This is a genomic window from Pseudomonas sp. B7 (assembly GCF_016735645.1).
Taxonomy (GTDB): Bacteria; Pseudomonadota; Gammaproteobacteria; order Pseudomonadales; family Pseudomonadaceae; genus Aquipseudomonas; species Aquipseudomonas glycinae.
The window spans coordinates 581,902-605,912 of record NZ_JAERRE010000002.1; the positions used below are offsets into that span (position 1 = coordinate 581,902).

Annotated in this window: 17 protein-coding genes; 13 read left to right on the forward strand and 4 right to left on the reverse strand. The window is 61.4% G+C overall.

What is annotated here, in order from left to right; genetic code table 11:
- Window positions 1-14: 14 nt before the first annotated feature.
- The 4 genes from JKA62_RS07535 to aceE all read right to left on the reverse strand — a co-directional run bounded on the left by JKA62_RS07535 (window position 15) and on the right by aceE (window position 9,240).
- Entirely contained in the window at window positions 15-2,711 is a 2,697-nt protein-coding gene (locus JKA62_RS07535; protein ID WP_201817176.1) for a putative bifunctional diguanylate cyclase/phosphodiesterase, read from the reverse strand.
- 239 nt (window positions 2,712-2,950) lie between these two features.
- The gene (locus JKA62_RS07540) at window positions 2,951-4,348 is read right to left on the reverse strand and encodes an alkaline phosphatase D family protein (RefSeq protein WP_041475122.1); all 1,398 of its coding nucleotides are present in this window, start codon (window positions 4,346-4,348) and stop codon (window positions 2,951-2,953) included.
- Between the two features lie 279 nt (window positions 4,349-4,627).
- Window positions 4,628-6,583: a dihydrolipoyllysine-residue acetyltransferase gene (aceF, locus tag JKA62_RS07545; protein WP_011332128.1), complete on the reverse strand. Its 1,956-nt coding sequence runs from the start codon at window positions 6,581-6,583 to the stop codon at window positions 4,628-4,630.
- Window positions 6,584-6,594: 11 nt separating this feature from the next.
- Window positions 6,595-9,240, reverse strand: coding sequence for a pyruvate dehydrogenase (acetyl-transferring), homodimeric type (gene aceE, locus JKA62_RS07550; RefSeq protein ID WP_011332129.1), 2,646 nt, complete (start codon window positions 9,238-9,240; stop codon window positions 6,595-6,597).
- 262 nt (window positions 9,241-9,502) lie between these two features.
- Between aceE and JKA62_RS29025 the strand changes: the two genes are divergently transcribed.
- The 13 genes from JKA62_RS29025 (at window position 9,503) to JKA62_RS07610 (ending at window position 24,010) form a co-directional block, all read left to right on the forward strand.
- Complete coding sequence (locus JKA62_RS29025) at window positions 9,503-9,628, forward strand: hypothetical protein (protein WP_255261909.1); 126 nt, start codon at window positions 9,503-9,505, stop codon at window positions 9,626-9,628.
- Entirely contained in the window at window positions 9,625-12,564 is a 2,940-nt protein-coding gene (gene glnE, locus JKA62_RS07555) for a bifunctional [glutamate--ammonia ligase]-adenylyl-L-tyrosine phosphorylase/[glutamate--ammonia-ligase] adenylyltransferase (protein WP_011332130.1), read from the forward strand. Before JKA62_RS29025 ends, glnE begins: the two co-directional genes overlap by 4 nt.
- A 51-nt stretch (window positions 12,565-12,615) precedes the next feature.
- A complete protein-coding gene (waaF, locus tag JKA62_RS07560; protein ID WP_011332131.1) occupies window positions 12,616-13,650 on the forward strand; it encodes a lipopolysaccharide heptosyltransferase II in 1,035 nt (344 codons plus the stop codon).
- 1 nt (window position 13,651) lies between these two features.
- Window positions 13,652-14,713 (forward strand): lipopolysaccharide heptosyltransferase I, encoded by a 1,062-nt coding sequence (gene waaC, locus JKA62_RS07565; protein WP_011332132.1) that lies wholly within the window; start codon window positions 13,652-13,654, stop codon window positions 14,711-14,713.
- A complete protein-coding gene (locus JKA62_RS07570; RefSeq protein WP_201817178.1) occupies window positions 14,713-15,834 on the forward strand; it encodes a glycosyltransferase family 4 protein in 1,122 nt (373 codons plus the stop codon). The genes waaC and JKA62_RS07570 overlap by 1 nt, the downstream gene beginning before the upstream one ends.
- Entirely contained in the window at window positions 15,835-16,641 is an 807-nt protein-coding gene (gene rfaP, locus JKA62_RS07575) for a lipopolysaccharide core heptose(I) kinase RfaP (RefSeq protein ID WP_201817182.1), read from the forward strand. It abuts the gene before it with no gap.
- Window positions 16,641-17,375: a lipopolysaccharide kinase InaA family protein gene (locus tag JKA62_RS07580; RefSeq protein ID WP_201817184.1), complete on the forward strand. Its 735-nt coding sequence runs from the start codon at window positions 16,641-16,643 to the stop codon at window positions 17,373-17,375. The genes rfaP and JKA62_RS07580 overlap by 1 nt, the downstream gene beginning before the upstream one ends.
- The gene (locus JKA62_RS07585; RefSeq protein ID WP_011332136.1) at window positions 17,372-18,124 is read left to right on the forward strand and encodes a lipopolysaccharide kinase InaA family protein; all 753 of its coding nucleotides are present in this window, start codon (window positions 17,372-17,374) and stop codon (window positions 18,122-18,124) included. The genes JKA62_RS07580 and JKA62_RS07585 overlap by 4 nt, the downstream gene beginning before the upstream one ends.
- On the forward strand, window positions 18,124-19,575 hold the full coding sequence (locus JKA62_RS07590; protein WP_201817186.1) for a lipopolysaccharide kinase InaA family protein: 1,452 nt from the start codon (window positions 18,124-18,126) through the stop codon (window positions 19,573-19,575). The genes JKA62_RS07585 and JKA62_RS07590 overlap by 1 nt, the downstream gene beginning before the upstream one ends.
- Window positions 19,576-19,734: 159 nt before the next feature.
- Window positions 19,735-20,070, forward strand: coding sequence for a YceK/YidQ family lipoprotein (locus tag JKA62_RS07595; protein ID WP_041475123.1), 336 nt, complete (start codon window positions 19,735-19,737; stop codon window positions 20,068-20,070).
- A gap of 172 nt (window positions 20,071-20,242) precedes the next feature.
- On the forward strand, window positions 20,243-22,000 hold the full coding sequence (locus JKA62_RS07600; RefSeq protein ID WP_007952261.1) for a carbamoyltransferase family protein: 1,758 nt from the start codon (window positions 20,243-20,245) through the stop codon (window positions 21,998-22,000).
- Window positions 21,984-23,114, forward strand: coding sequence for a glycosyltransferase (locus tag JKA62_RS07605; RefSeq protein WP_011332139.1), 1,131 nt, complete (start codon window positions 21,984-21,986; stop codon window positions 23,112-23,114). The genes JKA62_RS07600 and JKA62_RS07605 overlap by 17 nt, the downstream gene beginning before the upstream one ends.
- Window positions 23,114-24,010, forward strand: coding sequence for an antimicrobial resistance protein Mig-14 (locus tag JKA62_RS07610; RefSeq protein ID WP_011332140.1), 897 nt, complete (start codon window positions 23,114-23,116; stop codon window positions 24,008-24,010). The genes JKA62_RS07605 and JKA62_RS07610 overlap by 1 nt, the downstream gene beginning before the upstream one ends.
- Window position 24,011 lies beyond the last annotated feature (1 nt).

The window sequence follows — 24,011 nt, forward strand, 5'->3', positions numbered from 1 at the left end:
TAGTGTCCTGTGGGTTATAGAGAGAGCGGGCCACGCGGGTAGCGCTTGAGCGCCTGGATCAGCTCGCCGCCCGGAATCGGCCGGTCGAACAGGTAGCCTTGGCCGACGTCGCAGCGGTGCCGGCGCAGGAACGCCAGCTGCTCGGCGGTCTCGATGCCTTCGGCCACGACCTTGAGTTTCAGGTTGTGGGCCATGGCGATCACGGCGGAGGTGATTTCCATGTCGTCCTGGTTGTCCGGGATTTCATGGATGAAGCTGCGATCGATCTTGATGATGTCGATCGGGAATTTTTTCAGGTAGCTGAGCGACGAGTAACCGGTGCCGAAGTCGTCCATGGCCAGGGTCAGGCCCAGGCGCTTGAGCTGGTCGAGCTGCAAGTGGGTGTCTTCGGTGGCTTCCAGCAGCAGGCCTTCGGTCAGTTCCAGTTCCAGCAGATTGGCCGGCAGCGCTTCTTCCTTGAGGATGTTGGCGATCGAGGCCACCAGATCCGGGTCGGAAAACTGCTTGGGCGACAGGTTGATCGCCACTTGCAGATTGCCCATGCCGGCGGCGGTCAGCGCCTTGCTCATGCGGCAGGCCTGGCGGGCGATCCACTTGCCGATCGGGATGATCAGGCCGGTTTCCTCGGCGACGCTGATGAACTGATCCGGGCGGATCATGCCGCGCTCCGGATGATTCCAGCGCAGCAGCGCTTCCATGCCCAGCAGGCGACCGCTGCGCAGGCACAGCTTGGGCTGATAGAACACGTCCAGCTCGTTCTGGGTCAGAGCGCGGCGCAGGTTGTTCTCGACGAACAGTTTGTAGCTGGCCTCGGCGTTCAGCGCTTCGGTGAACACCTGGACCTGATGTTTACCGTTGGCCTTGGCCTTGTGCAGGGCGAGGCCGGCGTTGCGCATCAGGGTCTGCGGGTCGCGGCCGTGTAGCGGCGCGCAGGCCAGGCCCACGGAGCCGGTGACGCTGATCAACTGGTTGTCGACGAACATCGGTTTATCCAGCGTCGCCAGCAATTGATTGGCGATCTGCTGCCCGGTGGCAAGGTCAGTGTCGTCGAGCAACACCGCGAATTCATTACTGGCGAACCGCGCCAGGCTGCCGCTCGGGCTCAGGCTGTTGCGCAGGCGCCGGGCCAGGCTGATCAACAGTTTGTCGCCGGTCTGGTGACCGAGGCTGTCGTTGATCCGCTTGAAGTTGTCGATGTCCACCAGCAGCAGGCTGATCGGGGTATCGCTGTCACGGGCGAAGCGTTCATCCAGGTTGCGGATAAATGCAGGCCGGTTGCCGAGGTTGGTCAGGTTGTCGGTGTAGGCCAGGCGCTCGATGCGCTGCTGCGCCAGTTTGGTCTGGGTGATGTCTTCGTAGATGCCGATGTAGTGCGTCAGCTCACGGTTGTCGCCGTAGACCTTGGAAATCGACAACTGGCCCCAGTAGGGTTCGAGGTTCTTGCGGCGGCTCTTGAATTCGCCTTGCCAGCTATTGCTTTTGGCCAGCGCGGAGGGCGCATCGAACAGCAACTCGCTGAGGTTTTCCAGGGCCGGCAGCTCCGAGAGGCGCTGGCCGTGGACTTCCTCAGTGGTGTACTGGGTGATCGCGGTGAAGCTCGGGTTGACGTACTCGACCACGCCGTCGCAATTGACCAGCAGGAAGGCGTTGGCGCTTTGCTCGACCGCGCGCTGGAACAGGTGCAGGGCGCTGGTGGCGGTGCGGCGGTTGTGGTTGTTGATGACCTGGGCGAACTGGTCGGCCAGTTCACCGGCAAAGGCGATTTCGTCGGACTGCCAGGCGCGGGTGACACCGGTCTGCTCCAGGCACAACACGCCGACCACCTGGCCGTCGACGCGGATGCTGGCGTCGAGCATGGCGTTGACGTCACGCGGGCGCAGGGCTTCGGCCATTTCCCGGGTACGCGGGTCGCGCATCGCATTGTGCGCGTCGATGGCGCGGCTGCCGTGCAAGGCTTCCATGTAATCGGGGAAGCCGCTGACATCAATCACGTCCGGCAGGATGTATTCCTGGGTAGCACGGTGGTACGCCGAAATCGGCACCAACTTCTGGCCTTCGAGGTTCCACAGGCTGGCACAGTCGATTTCGTAGATATCGCAGGCGCAGCGGGTGATCAGCTCGGCCGCTTCCTGCAGGGAGTTCTGGCTGCTGTAGCGCTGGCGGGCCAGCAACAGGATCAGGTCCTGTTGGGCTCGCACCCGTTCCAGATGCTGCAGTTGTTCCTGCTGGGCACGCTGATTGAGCTCAAGGGCGATTTGCAGGCGTGAATTCTGGGTTTCAAGGTCGACGGACGGCAGCGAAGGTGCCTCGTCGAACACATTGTCGACCGCCAGCAAGTAACCGCGCAGCAAGTGGCGGTTGTGCTGTCTGTAGGCTTCACCGAGTTCGAGAATGCTCAGCGCACCGGCGGCGGTGTGCAGGGTATAGCGCACCAGGTAATGCGGGCTTTGGCCGAGTTGTTGCTGGATCGCATCATGCAGTTGATAGCGCGCTTCGGGCTCCATCAGGCTGGCGTAGGGCGAGCCGACCAGGGCGCAGAGCTCGACGGCGGGCTGGCCGAACTGGCGTTCACAGTTGGGATCGAGAAACAACATGGCCCAACTGGCTTCATTCAAGCGCTCGAAACGCAGCATGCCGAGCCGCGAGGGCACAGGCAACTGCGTCACTACCTCGGCCACCATACGGCTGGCGGCATCGGGTTGGCTCTTCATGAAGGGAACTCGCTTGGAAATTTGCTGAACGCGCCGGGCTCGCGCCCTCTTTACTGTTGCCTGCGGCAAGGTTGCATCATTGCGGCACCGACTGACAAGAGACATGAAGGCCAAGTGCTATAAGAATATGTCGGCTGCAGTGAACATTTCTCCAGCGGTAGCCGGAAACTAATGCGATCAAGCGCGCAGATGACCGTTCCAGAGCCTTCCGGCATCCGGAACGGTCGTGCCGCTGGATTTCATCGCAACGGAATATCGATGGATTGCAGGTGCCTGCCATCCCGGTCGTGATAGTTGACCTGGATCCGCTCGGCCTCGACCACCATGTGTGCAAAGTTGTCCTGGCTGATGACCTGGCTGGTCAGCGCGTGCCGGTATGTGCCTGCCTCGGTCTGCGCCAGTGGCTGATCAAGCGTGAAGGTCGCGGCGGTGGCGTAGGGCAGCAGTTTGCTGTTGCTCAGCGGCGAAGACACGACGGTGTGGACTTCAAACTCCGGGTCTTCGCTGTGGCTCAGGCGACTGGTCAGCGAACCATGCACATCGCCGGAAATGAACACGACGTTCCTGATCCGATGCCGGCGGATGGTTTCCAGCAGACGCAGGCGCTGTTCGGGGAAGCCTGCCCAGGCATCATCGCCGTTCAATTTGCGGTCAGGGTAGAACATGACGCTGGTGACCACGAACTTGACCCGCGCCGGGCTTTCGACCAGCCACTTGCACAGGGCCTGTTCCTGTTCTTCGTCGAGGAGGCGGCGGTTGTCCCTCGACAAGTTGCGGCGAGTTCGACTGTCCGTCACAAACCATTCGATATCGCCGTCGCTGAATTGATACCAGTAGTGCTTCAGCGAAGTTAGGTCGATTGTGCCGTTAGTTGTTGTCGAGCAGATCGGGCTATGACTTGCTTGATAGATTTCGTAAGCCGCCATTGCATTGCGAAACAGTATGTCGTCGGATTTTTCGGCGTTCATTGGCCAGTTATCTTCTATTTCATGATCATCCAGAATCATGTAAGTCGAAGTGCCGGACATCAGTCGTCGAATGTTAGGCAGGGAAAACGCCGCACGATACTTTGCAATGATCTCGTCATAGTCGCGGTCCGGAGCGAACAGGTTCAGATCGTCGGCATAGATCTGATCGCCACACATCATGATGGCGCTGATCGCAGGTTGTGCGCCTTCGATCAATTGGCTGATGGAAGCGAAGATCCGGTCGCCCAGATGCGGGAGCACCGGGATGCCGGATGTCATGCGCAGGTAGCGACACGAACCGAGGATGTAGGCGCGGGGTTGTAAGGGCTGATGGCTGCGGGTGCGCAGGCGATAAGTCTCCCGTGGCCATTGCAGCGGCAACTCCGCCACGCTGTGGATGGTATGGACAGGACTCATCGGGCTGAACCAGCCGGTCTGGTATTCGTAGTCCGTGTCGGCTTGCAAATGATCGAGCACCAGCACTTCAGTCATGTCACGGGTTGGATCGAGTTTGACAAACTGGCTCGGTTGCCATTGTTTGGAATCCAATGTTCGGTAACGGATGCCGGCAAATACGGCCGCGTTATGTTGCAGCCCGCCACGAATAAAGATTCGCGCCTGATTAGTTGTTGTGTGACCAATGATCGGGCCGACAGTAGGTTTCAGCATGTTCGAATCCATTCGAATGAATAATAGTAAGGAATAAAGTTTCCCGGTTTTATTGGTTTAACTTTGATGTGCCAAGGTTAGTTGTCTGCCGCTGAAAAATGTCGATAGGATGTGGACTAAGCTCGTGGCTTAAATCAGAAAAAGTTGTGGGAAAAGTGCGGGCGGCAGTTATTTCAGACAAAAAAAAGCCCCGCCAAACTGACGGGGTTGAGGTACGAGCGTGTGGCGCTCGAAAACGTGGAGCGCGGTCGGCCCTCCGTTGCCGGAGGGCCGAGCGCTTTACAGCAGGATGGTGCGGATGTCCGCCAGCAGGTCGCTCAGACGCTTGGTGAAGCGTGCAGCAGCGGCGCCGTTGATCACGCGGTGATCGTAGGACAGCGACAGTGGCAGCATCAGTTTCGGCTGGAAGGCTTTGCCGTCCCAGACTGGCTGGATGGTTGCCTTGGAAACACCAAGGATCGCCACTTCCGGCGCGTTGACGATCGGCGTGAAGCCGGTGCCGCCAATGTGGCCGAGGCTGGAAATGGTGAAGCAGGCGCCTTGCATCTCGTCCGACGAGAGCTTCTTGGTCCGGGCTTTTTCAGCCAGGGAAGCGGCTTCGGCGGCCAGTTGCAGCAGGCTCTTCTGGTCGACGTTCTTGATGACCGGTACCAGCAGGCCATCCGGGGTGTCGACGGCGAAGCCGATGTTCACGTACTTCTTGCGAATGATCGCCTTGCCGCTTGGCGCCAGCGAGCTGTTGAAGTCCGGCAGTTCCTTGAGCAGGTGTGCGCAGGACTTGAGCAGCAGCGGCAGAATGGTCAGCTTGACGCCAGCCTTCTCTGCGACAGATTTCTGTGCGGTGCGGAACGCCTCCAGCTCGGTGATATCCGCCGAGTCGAATTGCGTCACGTGCGGCACGTTAAGCCAGCTGCGGTGCAGGTTGGCAGCGCCGACCTGCATCAGGCGGGTCATCGGCACTTCTTCGATTTCGCCGAAACGGCTGAAGTCGACGACCGGAATCGGCGGGATGCCCGCGCCACCGGTTGCGCCAGCAGCCGCGGCCGGTGCTTCCTTGGCCTTCTGCATCATGGCTTTGACGTAGGTCTGCACGTCTTCTTTCAGGATGCGACCGTGCGGACCGCTGGCGCCGACAGCGCTCAGCTCGACGCCGAACTCGCGAGCCAGTTGACGCACGGCAGGGCCGGCGTGAACTTTCGCACCAGGCTTGGCTGGAGCAGCAACCGGAGCGGCAGCAGCAGGTGCAGCGGCAGCCGGAGCAGCAGCTGGCGCCGGAGCGCTCGGAGCAGCAGCGGCAGCTGGAGCCGGGGCAGCAGCCGGAGCGGCGCCTTTGACTTTCAGCTTGAGGATCAGATCGCCAGTGCCGACTTCGTCGTCCAGCTTGATGGAAATGCTTTCCACCACGCCGGCGGCAGGCGACGGGATTTCCATGCTCGCCTTGTCGGATTCCAGGGTGATCAGCGACTGGTCGGCTTCAACGCTGTCGCCAGCCTTGACCAACACTTCGATGATCTTGGCCTTGCCGGCCGAGCCGATGTCCGGAACGTGGATGTCCTGAACGCTGTCGGCAACCGGTGCGGCAGGTGCAGCAGCCGGCGCCGGCGCAGCGGCTGGCGCAGCAGCCTGGGCCGGAGCGGCAGCCGCAGGGGCCGCAGCACCCGCCACTTCCAGATCCAGGATCAGGTCGCCGGTGCCGACTTCGTCGTTCAACTTGACGCTGATAGCCTTGACCACGCCAGCGGCAGGCGACGGGATTTCCATGCTCGCCTTGTCGGATTCCAGGGTGATCAGCGACTGATCAGCCTCGACAGTGTCGCCGACCTTGACCTGGATCTCGATGATCTGGGCCTTGCCCGACGAACCGATATCCGGCACGTGCACTTGCTGAACCGAAGCGGCAGCAGGGGCAGCGGCCGGAGCAGCCGGTGCAGGAGCGGCGGCCGGTGCAGCTTCGGCCTTGGCGGCAGGCGCAGCAGCCGGAGCAGGGGCCGCTTGCGCGGCGCCCTCGACTTCCAGTTCCAGCAGTTCGTCGCCTTCCTTCAGGCGATCGCCCAGCTTCACTTTCAGGCTTTTGATGACGCCGGCCTTCGGGGCCGGCACTTCCATGCTGGCCTTGTCCGATTCCAGAGTCAGGATGCTCTGGTCGGCTTCGATACGGTCGCCGACCTTCACAAACAGTTCGATTACTTCACCTTCACCGCTGCCGATGTCAGGTACGCGAATGAGTTCGCTCACAGAGTTTCTCCTCAGCAGTCCAGTGGGTTGCGTTTTTCCGGGTCGATGCCGAACTTGGTAATGGCCTCGGCCACGACTTTAGGTTCGATATCACCACGGTCAGCCAGTGCTTCCAGGGCTGCCAACACCACGAAATGACGGTCGACTTCGAAGAAATGACGCAGTTTCTTGCGGCTGTCGCTACGGCCGAAACCGTCGGTGCCCAGGACTTTGAATTCCTTGGACGGTACCCACTGACGGATCTGCTCGGCGAACAGTTTCATGTAGTCGGTAGAGGCGATGACCGGACCCTTACGGCCGCTCAGGCATTCTTCGACGTAGCTGCGCTTAGGCTTCTGGCCAGGTTTCAGACGGTTGCTTCGCTCTACGGCCAGGCCGTCGCGACGCAGTTCGTTGAAGCTGGTGACGCTCCACACATCGGCGCCGATGTTGAACTCTTCACGCAGAATCTTCGCCGCTTCACGGACTTCACGCAGGATGGTGCCGGAGCCCATCAGCTGTACGTGATGCGCCGCATCGCGGGTGTCTTCTTCGAGCAGGTACATGCCTTTCTTGATGCCTTCTTCGGCACCGGCCGGCATGGCTGGCTGCTGGTAGGACTCGTTCATCACGGTGATGTAATAGAAGATGTCCTGTTGCTCTTCGGTCATCTTCTTCATGCCGTCCTGAATGATCACCGCCAGCTCGTAGCCGTAGGTCGGATCGTAGGTGCGGCAGTTCGGGATGGTGGCAGCCAGCAGGTGGCTGTGACCGTCTTCGTGCTGCAGGCCTTCACCGTTCAGGGTGGTACGGCCGGCGGTGCCGCCGATCAGGAAGCCACGGGTGCGGCTGTCGCCGGCAGCCCAGGCCAGATCGCCGATACGCTGGAAGCCGAACATCGAGTAGAAGATGTAGAACGGCAGCATTGGCTGGTTGTGGCTGGAGTACGAAGTACCGGCGGCGATGAAGGAACTCATGGCGCCTGCTTCGTTGATGCCTTCTTCAAGGATCTGACCTTTCTGGTCTTCCTTGTAGAACATCACCTGGTCTTTATCGACTGGCTCGTAGAGCTGGCCGACGGACGAGTAGATGCCCAGTTGGCGGAACATGCCTTCCATACCGAAGGTACGGGCTTCGTCCGGGATGATCGGAACGATGCGCGGGCCGATTTCCTTGTCCTTGACCAGTTGCGCGAGGATCCGCACGAAGGCCATGGTGGTGGAAATTTCACGGTCGCCGGAACCGTCGAGGATCGCCTTGAGGGTGTCCAGATCCGGAGTCGGTACGCTGAAGCTCTGGGCGCGACGCTGAGGCACGAAACCACCCAATGCGGCGCGACGCTCGGCCAGGTAACGGGCTTCGGCGCTGTTTGGCTCTGGCTTGAAGAACGGCAGGTTTTCCAGCTCTTCGTCTTTCACCGGGATGTCGAAGCGGTCGCGGAACAGCTTCAGGCTGTCGACGTCGACTTTCTTGGTGTTGTGCGCGGTGTTCTTCGCTTCGCCCGCACCGGTACCGTAACCCTTGATGGTCTTGGCCAGGATGACGGTCGGTTGTTCTTTGTGGTTGACCGCTTCGTGGTATGCCGCGTAGACCTTGTACGGGTCGTGGCCGCCACGGTTGAGTTTCCAGATCTCGTCGTCGGACAGGTCTGCAACCATCGCCTTGAGTTCTGGCGTGTTGAAGAAGTGTTCGCGCACGAATGCGCCGTCTTTGGCTTTGTAGTTCTGGTACTCGCCGTCGATGACTTCGTCCATGCGACGTTGCAGGATGCCGTCGACGTCTTTGGCCAGCAGTGGGTCCCAGAAACGGCCCCAGATGACTTTGGTCACGTTCCACTGAGCACCGCGGAACACGCCTTCGAGTTCCTGGATGATCTTGCCGTTGCCGCGAACCGGGCCGTCGAGGCGCTGCAGGTTGCAGTTGATGACGAAGATCAGGTTGTCCAGCTTCTCGCGGCCGGCCAGGGAGATGGCGCCCAGGGATTCCGGCTCGTCGCACTCGCCGTCGCCCAGGAAGCACCAGACTTTCTGTTTGCCCGGCTGAATGAAACCGCGGTGTTCCAGGTACTTCATGAAGCGAGCCTGGTAGATCGCCTGGATCGGGCCCAGCCCCATCGAAACGGTCGGGAACTGCCAGAAGTCAGGCATCAGCCAAGGGTGCGGGTAGGACGACAGGCCCTGACCGTCGACTTCCTGGCGGAAGTTGTTCATCTGGTCTTCGGTGATGCGGCCTTCCATGAATGCACGGGCATAAACGCCTGGCGAGGTGTGGCCCTGGAAGTAGATCAGGTCGCCGCCGTGTTCGTCGGTCGGGGCCTGGAAGAAGTAGTTGAAGCCGATGTCGTACAGGGTCGCACTGGAAGCGAAGCTGGAGATGTGACCACCCAGGTCAGAATCTTTCAGGTTCGTACGCATTACCATGGCCATCGCGTTCCAGCGTACCAGCGAGCGAATGCGGCGTTCCATGAACAGGTCGCCAGGCATGCGTGCTTCGTGGGTAACGGGGATCGTGTTGCGGTAAGGCGTGGTGATGGCGTAAGGGAGCTGCGAACCGCTGCGGGTTGCCAGTTCACCCATACGGGTCATCAGATAGTGAGCACGGTCTTCGCCTTCTTTGTCGAGAACCGATTCCAGGGCGTCCAGCCATTCCTGGGTTTCGACGGGATCGAGGTCTTGCATGGCTTGCTCCAGGGCGGAAAGGCTTCCAGAATCGGTTGCCTGAGTTTGCGACTGGCCTTGTGGGCAGACGATTTAAAATTCTTGGATTGCCGACAGGTTGTTCCGGCGGCGTGTAGTTTTACTACAAATCATCCGGCATTTCAGCCTTTCGAATGTATAGACGAGTAGTAAAACTACAGATGAAAGGCTTGTGGCCTCCGACTGCGTTGTGAGAATAATCGTTAAGGTTGGTCTTTGGCCATCCGAAAAAGGTGAAAGTTTGATGCTGGCTGCCAAAGAAAAAGAAATTTCAGCTATTTCTCACTTTTGTTCGACAGTCCTTCGCGTAGCGGTTTTTCAATCATCACTACAAGCGGCTATTTACACGCCGATCAAGGATAGACCATGACCCTGCCCGCGCTTGCCGAACTGCCCGCCATTCTCCTGCCGTTGGTCAGCCGATCGGAGCAGTCGTTCCGTGCGGCTGTCGCGCAACTGGAAGACGATCACGGCTTCTCGTCCTGGACGCCGGAACGCTGGGCGCAGTTCGCCCGCGTCAGCGCCGCCAGCGATTTCGTCATTGAACAGGGCGTTCGTGACCCATTCATGTTGTTGTCGCTGGTGCAGTCCGGCGAACTGGACCGGCCGTTCGCCCGCGGCGAGTTGTGTGGGCAGATTGCAGAGGCGGTGAGCACTGCGCAGACCGAAGATGAGTTGGGCCGCGTCCTGCGTCGCCAGCGCACCCGGCATCAGGTGCGGATCATCTGGCGCGACCTCAACCGCCAGGCGGATCTGGTGCAGACCTGCCGCGATCTCTCGGACATGGCCGACGCCAGCATCGATCAGGCCTATCAATGGTTGTACCGCCGCCATTGCGAGCAGTTCGGCACGCCGACCGGTCGGCGCAGCGGCGAACCGCAGCAGATGGTCATCCTCGGCATGGGCAAGCTTGGCGCGGTTGAGTTGAACCTGTCCTCGGACATCGACCTGATCTTCGCCTACCCCGAGGGCGGTGAAACCGTCGGCGTGAAGCGCCCGCTGGACAACCAGGAATTCTTCATTCGTCTCGGCCAGCGCCTGATCAAGGCCCTCGACCCGATCACCGTCGACGGTTTCGTGTTCCGCGTCGACATGCGCCTGCGCCCATACGGATCGTCCGGCGCGCTGGTGCTGAGCTTCAATGCGCTGGAGCAGTATTACCAGGATCAGGGCCGCGACTGGGAACGCTACGCGATGATCAAGTCGCGGGTGGTAGCTGGCGATCAGGTGGCGGGCGAGCAGTTGCAGGAAATGCTGCGGCCGTTCGTGTACCGACGCTATCTGGACTTCTCGGCGATCGAAGCGCTGCGCACCATGAAGCAGCTGATCCAGCAGGAAGTGCGGCGCAAGGGCATGGCCGACAACATCAAGCTTGGCTCCGGCGGTATCCGTGAAGTCGAGTTCATCGCCCAGGCCTTTCAACTGATTCACGGCGGTCGCGACCTGAGTCTGCAGCAGCGCCCTCTATTAAAGGTGTTGAGTACGCTCGAAGGGCAGGGCTATCTGCCGCCGGCGGTGATCAGCGAGCTGCGCGAAGGTTACGAATTCCTGCGTTACACCGAACACGCGATCCAGGCGATCGCCGACCGCCAGACCCAGATGCTGCCGGACAGCGCTCAGGATCAGGCGCGTATCGCATTCATGCTCGGTTTTTCCGACTGGGATGCGTTCCACGAGAAGCTGATGTTCTGGCGCGGCCGCGTGGCCTGGCACTTCGCGCAAGTGATCGCCGATCCCGATGAGGACGAAGGCGTTGAGAGTGAAGTGGTGGTCGGCGGTGAATGGCTGCCGCTGTGGGAAGAGGCGCAGGACGAAGAGGCGGCCTGTCGCCAGTTGGAGGAGGGCGGTTTCGCTGACGCGACCAAGGCCTTGAAAGCACTGGCGAGCCTGCGCGCCAGCCCGCAGTTGCGGGCGATGCAGCGTTTGGGACGCGAGCGTCTCGATGCCTTTATTCCGCGCCTGCTGGCCCAGGCGGTGGAGCATGAAAATCCCGATCTGGTGCTGGAGCGGGTTCTGCCGCTGGTCGAAGCGGTGGCCCGGCGTTCGGCATACCTGGTGTTGCTGACCGAAAATCCCGGCGCGCTGCGGCGTTTGCTGACGCTGTGCGCCGCCAGCCCGTGGATCGCCGAGCAGATCACCCGTTTCCCGCTGCTGCTGGATGAACTGCTCAACGAAGGCCGGCTGTTCAAGCCGCCGCTGGCGCCGGAACTGGCCGCCGAATTGCGCGAGCGCCTGACCCGGATCCCGGAAGACGACCTCGAACAACAGATGGAAGCCCTGCGTCATTTCAAACTGGCGCACCGCTTGCGCGTCGCCGCCTCGGAAATCGCCGGCAGCCTGCCGTTGATGAAAGTCAGCGATTACCTGACCTGGCTGGCCGAAGCAATTCTTGAGCAAGTGCTGGCCCTGGCCTGGCGTCAGACCGTGGCCAAGTACGGCACGCCGCTGCGCACTGACGGCACGCTGTGCGATCCCGGCTTCATCATTGTCGGTTATGGGAAAGTCGGCGGGATCGAGTTGGGGCATGGTTCGGATCTGGATCTGGTGTTCATCCACGATGGTGATCAGCAGGCCGAAACCGATGGCCCGAAACCGATCGATGGCACGCAATTCTTCACCCGGCTCGGCCAGCGGATCATTCACTTGCTGACGGCGCAGACCAACTCCGGTCAGCTGTACGAAGTGGACATGCGCCTGCGTCCGTCCGGGGCGTCCGGGCTGCTGGTCAGTTCGCTCGGCGCGTTTGCGCGCTATCAGGAAAATGAAGCCTGGACCTGGGAACATCAGGCGCTGGTACGGGCCCGGGTGCTGGTGGGCAGCAAGGATGTCGGCCAGGCCTTCGAGAACGTCCGGGCCCAGGTGCTGGGCAAGGCGCGGGATCTGGCGAAACTGCAACAGGAAGTGAGCGAGATGCGCGCCAAGATGCGCGACAACCTCGGCAGCAAGAGCACCGCCGCCGGTACCGGGGCGAATGCCTTCGAGGCCACGGCGCCGTTCGACCTCAAGCAGGACGCCGGAGGTATCGTCGATATTGAATTTATGGTGCAATACGCGGCCCTGGCGTGGTCGCAGACCCACCCGGCGTTGCTGCGCTGGACGGACAATATCCGCATTCTGGAAGAGCTTGAACACGAAGGGCTGATGCCGGCCGAAGACGCCAGCCTGTTGCGCGAGGCCTACAAGGCCTATCGTTCCGCCGCCCACCGGCAGGCCTTGCAGAAGGACGCCGGGGTGATACCGGGCGATCAGTTCGCGGACGAACGGCGGCAGGTGATGCGGATCTGGCGTGAGCTGGGGCTAAGCTGATTCTCGAGACGGGGAGGCGTAAAGCCTCCCCGGTTCGTTTATGGAAACCACATGAATATTCTGATCGTTGGGCCCAGTTGGGTCGGTGACATGGTGATGGCGCAGACACTGTTTCAGTGTCTCAAGCAGCGCCACCCGCAGTGCGAAATCGACGTGCTGGCCCCGGAGTGGAGCCGGCCGATCCTCGAACGCATGCCCGAAGTGCGCAAGGCCTTGAGCTTCCCGCTCGGCCACGGCGCGCTGGAGCTGGCGACCCGTCGGCGGATCGGCAAATCCCTGGCCGGCCAGTACGACCAGGCGATCCTGCTGCCGAATTCGTTGAAGTCGGCACTGGTGCCGTTCTTCGCCGGCATTCCGAAACGCACCGGCTGGCGCGGCGAATTCCGCTACGGCCTGCTCAATGACGTGCGCACGCTGGATAAAGAACGTTATCCGCTGATGATCGAGCGTTTCATGGCGCTGGCGTTTGAACCGAACGCCGAACTGCCGAAACCCTATCCGCGCCCGAGCCTGCAAATCGACCCGGTGACCCGCGAGGCCGCATTGGCCAAGTTCGGCCTGACCCTCGACCGTCCGGTGCTGGTGTTGTGCCCCGGCGCCGAATTCGGTGAAGCCAAGCGCTGGCCGTCTGAGCATTATGCCAAGGTCGCCGAGGCGCGCATCCGTGAAGGCTGGCAGGTCTGGCTGTTCGGTTCGAAGAACGATCACGCGGTCGGCGAAGACATCCGCGCGCGGCTGATTCCGGGTCTGCGTGAAGAGTCGGTGAATCTGAGCGGCGGCACTTCGCTGGCCGAGGCCATCGACCTGATGTCCTGCGCCGATTCGGTCGTCTCCAACGATTCCGGCCTGATGCACGTGGCCGCTGCGCTCAATCGCCCGTTGGTGGCGGTCTACGGTTCGACCTCGCCGGGTTTCACCCCGCCGCTGGCCGAACACGTGGAAATCGTCCGTCTGGGCCTCGATTGCAGCCCTTGCTTCGACCGCACCTGCCGTTTCGGCCATTACAACTGCCTGCGCCAGCTGATGCCGGACGCGGTCAACGATGCCTTGCAGCGTTTGCAGGGCTCTGTGGTCGAGGTTCATTAACTTGCGGGTATTGCTGATCAAGACTTCATCGCTGGGCGACGTGATTCACGCATTGCCGGCGCTGACCGACGCCGCCCGGGCGATTCCCGGGATCAGGTTCGACTGGGTGGTGGAAGAAGGCTTCGCCGAGATTCCGACCTGGCACCCGGCCGTAAGCAAAGTGATTCCGGTGGCGATCCGCCGCTGGCGCAAAAATATCTGGAAAACCATCACCGGCGGCGAATGGAAGCGCTTCAAACAGTCCGTTCGGGCGAACAAATATGACCTGGTGATCGACGCTCAGGGCTTGCTGAAAAGCGCCTGGCTGACCCGCTACGTCAAAGCCCCGGTGGCCGGTCTCGACAAGGGCTCGGCCCGCGAGCCGATCGCCGCGCGCTTTTATGACCGCAAACTGGCGGTGGCCCGTGGGCAGCACGCCGTCGAGCGCGTGCGCCAGTTGTTCGCCATTGCTTTGGGTTACGACTTGCCCAAAGGCCTGGGCGATTACGGCCTCAACGTCGAGCGTCTGGTCGAGCTGCCGCGCAAAAATGCTTACGTGGTGTTCCTGCATGGCACCACTTGGGACACCAAACACTGGCCGGAAGCCTACTGGCGCGAGCTGACCGAACGGGTCGGCTACCTCGGCGTCGGGATCAAGTTGCCGTGGGGCAACCCACTGGAGAAGGCCCGGGCCGAGCGCATCGCCGCCGGTTTCAAACACGCCGAAGTGCTGCCGAAACTGAACCTGGCCGGGGTCGGCAAGGTGCTGGCCGGTGCCCAGGCCTGCGTCGCGGTGGACACCGGTCTTGGTCATCTGGCCGCGGCACTCGATGTGCCGACGATTTCCCTGTTCGGCCCGACCAATCCCGGCCTGACCGGCGCCTACGGCAAGTTGCAGATTCACCTCGGCAGCGATTTCCCGTGCGCGCCGTGCCTGCAAAAGAAATGTACGTATCAACCGACCGCGCAGGATGCCGGTCAGTTTGACCTGAAACGCGAGTGGCCTCTGTGCTTCACGCGTCTGAATCCCGAGCGTGTTGCCAGCCGACTGAGCACGTTGTTGATGGCTGAGGAGCTGCGCTGATGCAATTGGCTTTTGTCCTGTACAAGTATTTCCCGTTCGGCGGTTTGCAGCGCGACTTCATGCGCATCGCCCTCGAATGCCAGAAGCGCGGCCATCAAATTCGCGTCTACACCCTGATCTGGGAAGGCGACGTGCCGCCCGGTTTCGAAGTGCGGGTGGCGCCGGTCAAGGCGTTCTTCAATCACCGGCGCAATGAAAAGCTCAGCGCGTGGATGGAAGCGGACCTGGCCAAGCGTCCAGTGGATCGCCTGATCGGCTTCAACAAAATGCCGGGGCTGGACGTCTACTACGCCGCCGACGGCTGCTTCGAAGACAAGGCGCAGAACCTGCGCAATTCCCTGTATCGCCGCTGGGGCCGTTATCGCCACTTCGCTGAATACGAGCGCGCGGTGTTCGCCAAGGATGCGAAGACTGAAGTGCTGATGATTTCCGAAGTGCAGCAGCCGCTGTTCATCAAGTATTACGACACGCCGCTGGAACGCTTCCACCTGCTGCCGCCGGGCATTGCCCAGGATCGTCGCCGTCCGGCGGATGCCGACCAGATTCGCGCCGGTTTCCGCGCCGAATTCAATCTGAAGGACGACGAACTGCTGCTGGTGCAGATCGGTTCCGGGTTCAAGACCAAGGGTGTCGATCGCAGCCTCAAAGCGCTGGCCGCATTGCCCGCCGAGCTGAAGAAACGCACCCGGCTGTTTGTAATCGGCCAGGATGACCCCAAATTGTTCCAGATGCAGAGTGCGACGCTGGGCCTGGGCGACAACGTGACGTTCCTCAAGGGGCGCAGCGATATCCCGCGTTTCCTGCTTGGCGCCGATCTGTTGATCCACCCGGCGTACAACGAAAACACCGGTACGGTGCTGCTTGAAGCGCTGGTCGCCGGGTTGCCGGTGCTGGTCAGCGCAGTCTGCGGTTACGCCCATTACATCGCCGAGGCCGACGCCGGGCGAGTGCTGGACGAGCCGTTCGATCAGGCGCAACTGACGCAATACCTGACTGACATGTTGAACGACGACGCTGCACGGGCGGCCTGGAGCCGCAACGGTCTGGCCTTCGCCGAGACGGCCGACCTCTACAGCATGCCGCAGCACGCGGCCGATGTGATTCTGGCGGAGCACGCTTAAATGAAGTTGATGCTGGCTGAACCGTTCAAGAGCCTGTGGGCTGGCCGCGATGCGTTCGTGGAAGTCGAAGGCTTGCAGGGCGAGGTGTACCGCGAGCTGGAAGCTCGCAGGACTTTGCGCACGGAAGTCGACGGCAATGGCTTTTTCGTCAAGATCCACCGGGGTATCGGCTGGGGCGAGATCTTCAAGAACCTGCTGACCGCCAAGCTGCCGGTACTCGGCGCGGGCCAGGAATGGAAAGCCATCCAGCGCTTGCAGGAAGTCGGCGTGCCGACCATGACCGCCGTCGCGTACGGCGAGAAGGGCAGCAACCCGGCGGATCAGCATTCGTTCATCGTTACCGAAGAGCTGGCGCCGACCATCAGTCTCGAAGACTTCAGCATCGACTGGGTCAAGCAACCGCCGCAGCCGAAACTCAAGCGGGCGCTGATCGCCGAGGTTGCGCGCATGACCGGCATGATGCACCGCGCCGGGGTCAACCACCGCGACTGCTACATCTGCCACTTTCTGCTGCACACCGACAAACCGGTCACTCCCGAAGATTTCAAACTTTCGGTGATCGACCTGCACCGTGCCCAGACCCGCCCGGCGATCACCCAGCGCTGGCGCAACAAGGATCTGGCGGCGCTGTACTTTTCCGCGCTGGACATCGGCCTGACCCGTCGCGACAAGCTGCGTTTTCTCAAAGGCTATTTTCAGCAACCGCTGCGCCGGATCCTGGCCGAAGAAGCGCCGTTGCTGAGCTGGCTTGAAGGCAAGGCCAACAAGCTCTACGCGCGCAAGCAGCGTTACGGGGATGCGCTCTGATGGCGGGTTGGAATCTGGAGCCTGAATACAGCGATCTTGCACAACACTTCGGTAGCCTCGAAGCGGTATTCGCCCTTCAGGGCGAGCGCCTGACCCGCGATCCTTTGTCCGAAGTCATTCGCGTGCAGCTCAATGGCGTCAATTATTACATCAAGCGCTACGTCGGCGCCGGCAAAGGCTTGCGGCGTTATCTGGGCAAGCCCCGGGTGAAGATGGAATGGCAGAACCTCAAGCGCTTCGCCAAGTGGGGCATTCCCACTGCCGAAGTGGTGGCGTGGGGCCTGGAGCGCAACGGCATGGCCTACGATCGCGGGGCGATGATCACCCGTGAGCTGCCGCGCACCGAAGACCTGTCGGCGCTGGCCGAACGCAACGATCCCAAGCTCAAGGATCGCGCCTGGGTCGACGGCGTCAGCCGGCAGTTGGCCGGTTACACCCGGGTCATGCACGACCACCGCTTTACCCATAACGATCTGAAGTGGCGCAACCTGCTGATCGACGATCAGGCGCAGCTGTTTCTGATCGACTGCCCGAACGGCGATTTCTGGCGTGGCTTCTGGCTCAAGTACCGGATCACCAAGGATCTGGCCTGCCTCGACAAGGTGGCCAAGTATCACCTGTCGAACACCCAGCGCCTGCGCTTCTACCTGCAATACCGCCAGCGTGACCGGCTGAATGCCGCCGACAAGCAACGGATTCGCCACGTGGTGAGATTTTTCGAGGGACGCGAATGACTGATTTTCTGTCCGCTGAAGACCGTGCGCTGCTGGAGCGCCACGGTCTCGGCACGTTCGATGCGCTGTGGTCCAAGCAGCTCGACGCCGTGGATGAGCCCAACACTGATGGCGGCGGCTGGAGCAGCGTGTTTCGTCTGGACCTGGAAGGGCATGGCTATTACCTCAAGCGCCAGTGCAATTACCTGACCCGCACGTTGCACGCACCCTTCGGCGAGCCGACGTTCGCCCGGGAATTTCGCAACATCAGTCGTTACAACAAACTCGGCATTCCGGCGTTGCAGGCGGCGTTCTTCGGTGAGCGCAAAGTCAATGGTGAAGTCCGTGCGATCCTGCTGACCCGCGCGCTGGACGGCTGGGACGATCTCGATTCGTTGCTGCAGCGCTGGTCGGACCTCGATGCCGCGCAGCAGTCGGCGATTCTCAAGTCTTGCGGACTGTTGGCGCGCCATCTCCACGGCATGCGCCAGGTGCACGGCTGCTTTTATCCCAAGCACATTTTCCTGCGTGCCGAGGGCGACGGCTATCAGGCGCAGTTGATCGATCTGGAAAAGACTCGGCCGTTGCTGTTCGGTATGCGTGATCGGGTCAAGGATCTGGAGCCGCTGCTGCGCCGTGCGCCGGAGTGGAGCGAAGCGCAATTGCGTGAGCTGCTGGCGGCGTATCTCGATCAATCGACGGACAGTTCGCTGGTCGACAGCTGGGTCACGCGGCTGACCGCGCGGCGCAGTCGCAAGGAGACCCGCTGATGCAGTTGTCCGACCTGAAAAATGCCGGGCGCACGCCCAGTCTGCCGCTGACGGTTTCGCTGGCCGATGCAGCCGGAGCGGCAGATCTGCAATTGCTCAGCCTGCTGCGGGTGTTGCCGGGGCAGCGTTACGTCGGTGCCGGTGTGTGGCGCGGGCGTGCGGTGCTGGCCAAATTGCTGGTCGGTAGCAAAGCGGCGCGGCACTTTCAGCGTGAACTGGAGGGTGTGAAGCTGCTCGCCGCTCAGGGCATGACCACGCCGTTGCTGCTGGCCGACGGCCTGAAGGACGGCGAAGGCGGCTGGTTGCTGTTCGAGTTCCTTGAAGGCGCCGAGAGTCTGGGCGATGCCTGGAGCAAGGTCGAATCCCTGCCGGTGCTGGCCGACGAACAATCGGCGGTGCTGGCCGAAGCGCTTGGTGCCATCGGTCAGTTGCACGGCAAAGGCCTGTGGCAGGAAGACCTGCACCTGGACAACCTGTTGCGCCACGGCGGTCAGCTGTATCTGATCGATGGCGCGGGTATCTGCGCCGAAAGCGCCGGCCAGCCGTTGTCCCGGCAGAAAGTGCTGGAAAACCTCGGGGTGTTCTTCGCCCAGTTGCCCAAGTCGCTTGAGCCGTTCACCGAAGAATTGCTGGTGTATTACCTGCTGAGCAACAGCGAGCACGCGCTGCCGCTGGAAGCCCTGCAAAAGCAGATCGACAAGGTGCGCGCCTGGCGCTTGAGGGATTACCTGATCAAGGTCGGTCGTGAATGCACGCTGTTCAGCGTCAAGCGCGGCGCATTTGCTCTGCGCTCGATTCGCCGCGAGGAAGAGGCCGCGATGCTGCCGGTGCTGGAGCAGGCCGATGCCTTGCTCGATCAGGGGCATCTGTACAAGACCGGCGGCGCGGCCAGTGTCGGCAAGGTCGAGGTTGCCGGGCGTGCGCTGGTGATCAAGCGTTACAACATCAAGAATTTTGCCCATTGGCTCAAGCGCTTCTGGCGTCCAAGCCGCGCCTGGCATTCCTGGCGTGAAGGCAATCGCCTGGCGTTCCTTGGCATCGCCACGCCAAAACCGCTGGCGGTGCTGGAAACCCGGTTTTTCTGGCTGCGCAGCAAGGCCTATCTGATCACCGAGCACCTCGCCGGACCCGACATCATCGAGCGCTTTGCGCCGTACGTCGAAAGTGGCGAGGCGCCGGAAGCCGAGTTGCAGGCGCTGGATCAGTTGTTTGCACGGCTGATCGCCGAACGCATCAGCCATGGCGACTTCAAAGGGCATAACCTGTTCTGGCAGGAAGACCGCTGGGCACTGATCGATCTGGATTCGATGTGCCAGCACGGCTCGCTGGGCAGCTTCGCCCCGGCCTATGCCCGGGATCGCGCGCGGTTCATGCGTAACTGGCCTGAGAACAGTGCGCTGTATCAGGTGATTGATCAGCGTTTGCCCAAGGATGTAGCGGGCGCTGCGTGATTATTTTCGTCAGCGTGTAAGACATTTCTGCTGTTGAAATCGGGTGAGGGTTGTAGCGACAAATCCTTGTGACTTGTCCTACGGCCTTTCCGGAACCCATGAACTGCCCCCCGCAAAACCCCGATGCTAGTTTGCCCCGACGTTCCCGGAGGGCAAATCTTGACCATCAAAAACGCTATCGCCATCGGCGCATTTTCCCTGGCACTGTCCGGCTGCGGCACCGCCGTCACGGTCTTGCAGGGCGATGAAGCCGCCACGCGCGGCCTGCGCAAACAGAAGACCTACTGTCAGTCGATTCCGCGCATCTACAGCGGACTCGCCCATGATTTCTGCCTGCTGCACGCGCCGCCCGATCCTACCGGCATTCTGGTACCGGTCGTCCTGCTCGACCTGACCCTGTCCGGTGTGTTCGACACGGCTTTCCTGCCGTATACGATCTATCGCCAGGCGGTGGACGGGAATATCAGTGTTTATTGGCGGCCAAGCCGTGGATAGGCCCATGGACAAGGGTTCTGTGGGTTGAACGACATGGGGCAATTCGCACAGGGTCATTCCCGCCACGTTTACGCTATAATCCCGCCCTTTAGCTGTCTCTCGCCCGGTGCGAGGGCACATCATTTTTCAAGGCGCATCGCGCCTGAATGCAGACTAAAGAGGCTAGACCCCTGTGGCATTGACGATTCTTGGCCTGTCCGGCGCCCTTAGCCATGATCCTTCAGCAGCCTTGTACATCGACGGCAAGCTGGTCGCGGCGGCTGAGGAAGAGCGCTTCGTACGCGATAAACATGCAAAGAACCGCATGCCCTACGAATCGGCGAAGTTCTGCCTGGAGCAGGCAGGCATCAAGCCGTCCGACGTTGACGTGGTCGCGATTCCGTTCGCCCCGATCAGCATTTTCGGCAAGGCGCGCTGGCAGTACGCCAAGCGTTACTGGTACGCCCCGGACCGCGCACTCGACGCGATCCTGATGGGCAACCGTCGCTACAAGCGCTATCGCAACAAAATCGTCTGGTGCCTGGAACAACTGGGCTTCGATCCGAAGAAAATCAAGATCGAGCCGGTTGAACACCACCTGGCCCACGCTTCCAGCGCCTACCACTGCTCGGGTTTCAAAGAGAAAACCGCGATCCTCGGCATCGACGGCAAGGGCGAATACGCCACGACCTTCTTCGGTTATGGCGAGAACGGCAAGATCCACAAGATCAAGGAATTCTTCGATCCGGACTCCCTCGGCGGCCTGTACGGCGCGATCACCGAGTTCCTCGGTTTCGACATGCTCGACGGTGAGTTCAAGGTCATGGGCATGGCGCCGTACGGCGACGCCAGCAAATACGATTTCTCGCGCCTGGCCTCGTTCGAGAACGGCGAGCTGGTGATCAACACCGACTACGCCAACGTGATCGGCCTGCGTCGCTATAAAGAGAAGGGCAAGGGTTACTACTTCTCGCCGAAGCTGATCGAGTGGCTGGGTCCGAAGCGCGAAGGCGACATCGCCGACGAGCCGTACATCCACTACGCCGCCAGCATTCAGGCGCTGTTCGAAAAAATCGCGCTGCAGATGATCGACTACTACCTGGGCGACGTGCTCAAGGAAACCGGCAAGCTGGCCTACGCCGGTGGCTGTGCGTTGAACGTCAAGCTCAACCAGAAAATCATCGCCCGCGACGACGTCAAGGAACTGTTCGTACAGCCTGCCTCCGGCGACGCCGGTACGGCGGTTGGCGCAGCGGCCTATGTGTCCAACGCCCGTGGCGTGCCGGTCGAGAAGATGGAACACGTCTACCTCGGCCCGTCGTACAGCAACGAAGACGTGATCGCCGCGTGCGCCCGTCACGAGAACAAGCCAACCTGGCGCAAGCTCGACAACATGCCGGAGCAGATCGCCAAAATCATGGTCGATGGCAACCCGGTCGCCTGGTTCCAGGGCCGCATGGAGTTCGGTCCGCGCGCGCTGGGCGGTCGTTCGATCATCGGTTGCCCGAGCGTGGCTGGCGTGGCTGACCGGATCAACCACCAGATCAAGTTCCGCGAGCGCTGGAGGCCTTTCTGCCCGTCGATGCTCGACACCGTTGCGCCACAGATGATCAAGATCGACCACCCGGCGCCGTTCATGACCTTCACCTTCGAAGTGGCTGAAGAGTGGAAGACCCGCGTGCCGGAAGTCGTCCACGAAGACGGTACTTCCCGGGCCCAGGTGCTCAAGCGCGAATACAACCCGCGTTACTACGACATGATGAAGGCGCTGGAAGTGCTGACCGGCAACGGCGTGTCCCTGAACACCTCGCTCAACCGTCGTGGTGAACCGATGATCTGCTCGCCGACCGACGCCCTGAACATGTTCTTCGGCTCGGATCTGCAGTACCTGATCATGGAAGACATCCTGGTGGTCAAAGAAGGCGCAAACGCTTATGACACGCTCGGCTGAACGCCATGTGCTGCAGTTCTGTCACGGCTATGACGGGCCGTTCCTCGACTGCGCGCGGCAGTACGCCAGCCTGTTCGCGGGCACCGGTTATCGGGTCACCACGGTCTTTCTGACCGGGGCTGCCGATAGCGAGGTGGCCGCGGCCTGCGCCTCCGATGAAGTGTTGTTCATGGAATACAGCTCCAAGGCCATTCGTGGCCTGAAGCTGGGCGCCATCGGCGATCTGCGCAAGATCGCCGCTTCACGCAATTTCAGTTTCTGTATCGCCCATCGCTTCAAGCCGATCTACATCGCCTTGCTCGGCACTTCGCTGCCGGTGATCGGCGTGCACCACGCGTTTGGCGATTACAAACGCGGTTCGCGCAAACTCTTTGCGCACATTTTCCGCAAGCGTCTGAGCCTGCTCGGCGTGTCCGATGCGGTGCGCGACGACATGCGCCGCTGCCTGCCGAAATGGCCGGCGACACGAATCCAGACCCTCTACAACCGCATCGATGTCTCTGCGTTGCAGATGAGTCAGGTGTCCGCCCGCGAAGCCCGCGAGACCCTCGGTCTTTCAGCGGATGCGTTCATTGTCGGCAACGTCGGTCGCCTGCACCCGGACAAGGATCAGGCCACGCTGCTGCGTGGTTTTGCCGCGGCGCTGCCCGGTCTGCCGGCCAACAGCCAACTGGTGATTCTCGGCAAGGGGCGTCTCGAGGATGAACTCAAGGCGCAGGCCCGTGAGCTGGGCGTTGGAGATCGGGTGCTGTTCCTCGGCCAGGTGCCGGACGCGCGTAATTATTTCCGCGCATTCGATGTGTTTGCCTTGAGTTCCGACCACGAACCGTTCGGCATGGTGCTGCTGGAGGCCATGGCCGCCGGCGTGCCGTTGCTGGCCACGGCGTGCGGCGGGGCGAAGGAAGTGGTCGAAGGCGTCGGGATCCTGTTTCCGCTGGGTGACGCCGAGCATCTGGCCCAGGGCCTGAAACATCTGGCCGGCATGGACGAGCAGCAGCGTCGTCAGTGCGCCGAGATGATGTTCGACCGCCTGCGCGAGCGCTTCTCCGACCGCGCCGTACGCGACACCTTCTGGCATTTGCCGCAAGTTACCGATCTGGCACCGAGGGGCTGATGCTCAACCGATTTCAAGGCTGGCGCGAACGTGGCTGGTCGCCCGTTGACGCCTCAACTTATGCACAGGCCTGGCAGCGTTTTGGCGGTAGCGTCGCGACTCATCCCATGGTCGTCGAGCGCCTGGCGGATCTGGCCGGTATCCCGGTGCGTTATCTGGCCTGGGAGCAGCAGGGCGAAGTCAAAGCCGCGATCCCGACCTGGGGCCGCGACCTGGCCTTGTCCAAGGACGTGCTCAAGCGCAACGGCAAGAAAGGCCTGTTCGACCTCGGCAACGCCGAGCTGATCCTGCCGGCCGCCGCCGATGCCCAGGCCCCGCTGCGTCATCGCGGGCGCTACCTGTCGGCGCTCAACGAAAACCGCTTCAGCGGCCTCAAGTTGCAGACCGAGCAACTGGCCATGGCCCGCACTCCGGAAGAACTGTCGAAGAAGTTTCGTTACAACCAGCGTCGCGAACTGCGCCTGCTGGAAGAGGCAGGCGGGGTGGTGCGGCCGGTCAGCGATTTTTCCAGTGCCGAACTGGCAGCCATTTATTGCGATCTGTTCCAGCGCCGCTGGGGTTTCCCGGCCACTGGCGCAGCACGCATGGCTGAAGTCATCGAACTGTTGCGCGAGCTGTTGATCGGCTCGGTGATCTTCCTCAACGACGCACCGATCGCCATTCAACTAGTGTATCGCGTCGAAGCGCCGGAGTGGATCAGCGTCGAGTACATCAACGGCGGCGTCGACCCTGAAACCCGTGAATTCAGCCCCGGCAGCGTCCTGAGTTTCCTCAATACGCAATCTGCCTGGGAGCACGCGCGGGCACTGGACAAGCCGCTGCGCTTTTCCTTCGGTCGCGCCGACCGTGAATACAAGGATCGCTGGTGCAATCCTGTGCCGGTCTTCACCGTATGAG

What these genes read in the sequence shown, in the direction of transcription:
- JKA62_RS07605 (WP_011332139.1), top strand. Translation starts at nt 21,984, where the DNA reads ATGACACGCTCGGCTGAACGCCATGTGCTGCAGTTCTGTCACGGCTAT.
- waaF (WP_011332131.1), top strand. Translation starts at nt 12,616, where the DNA reads ATGAATATTCTGATCGTTGGGCCCAGTTGGGTCGGTGACATGGTGATG.
- aceE (WP_011332129.1), bottom strand. Translation starts at nt 9,240, where the DNA reads ATGCAAGACCTCGATCCCGTCGAAACCCAGGAATGGCTGGACGCCCTG.
- JKA62_RS07585 (WP_011332136.1), top strand. Translation starts at nt 17,372, where the DNA reads ATGACTGATTTTCTGTCCGCTGAAGACCGTGCGCTGCTGGAGCGCCAC.
- JKA62_RS07580 (WP_201817184.1), top strand. Translation starts at nt 16,641, where the DNA reads ATGGCGGGTTGGAATCTGGAGCCTGAATACAGCGATCTTGCACAACAC.
- JKA62_RS07540 (WP_041475122.1), bottom strand. Translation starts at nt 4,348, where the DNA reads ATGCTGAAACCTACTGTCGGCCCGATCATTGGTCACACAACAACTAAT.
- JKA62_RS07590 (WP_201817186.1), top strand. Translation starts at nt 18,124, where the DNA reads ATGCAGTTGTCCGACCTGAAAAATGCCGGGCGCACGCCCAGTCTGCCG.
- glnE (WP_011332130.1), top strand. Translation starts at nt 9,625, where the DNA reads ATGACCCTGCCCGCGCTTGCCGAACTGCCCGCCATTCTCCTGCCGTTG.
- rfaP (WP_201817182.1), top strand. Translation starts at nt 15,835, where the DNA reads ATGAAGTTGATGCTGGCTGAACCGTTCAAGAGCCTGTGGGCTGGCCGC.
- JKA62_RS07570 (WP_201817178.1), top strand. Translation starts at nt 14,713, where the DNA reads ATGCAATTGGCTTTTGTCCTGTACAAGTATTTCCCGTTCGGCGGTTTG.
- JKA62_RS07610 (WP_011332140.1), top strand. Translation starts at nt 23,114, where the DNA reads ATGCTCAACCGATTTCAAGGCTGGCGCGAACGTGGCTGGTCGCCCGTT.
- JKA62_RS07535 (WP_201817176.1), bottom strand. Translation starts at nt 2,711, where the DNA reads ATGAAGAGCCAACCCGATGCCGCCAGCCGTATGGTGGCCGAGGTAGTG.
- JKA62_RS29025 (WP_255261909.1), top strand. Translation starts at nt 9,503, where the DNA reads ATGCTGGCTGCCAAAGAAAAAGAAATTTCAGCTATTTCTCACTTTTGT.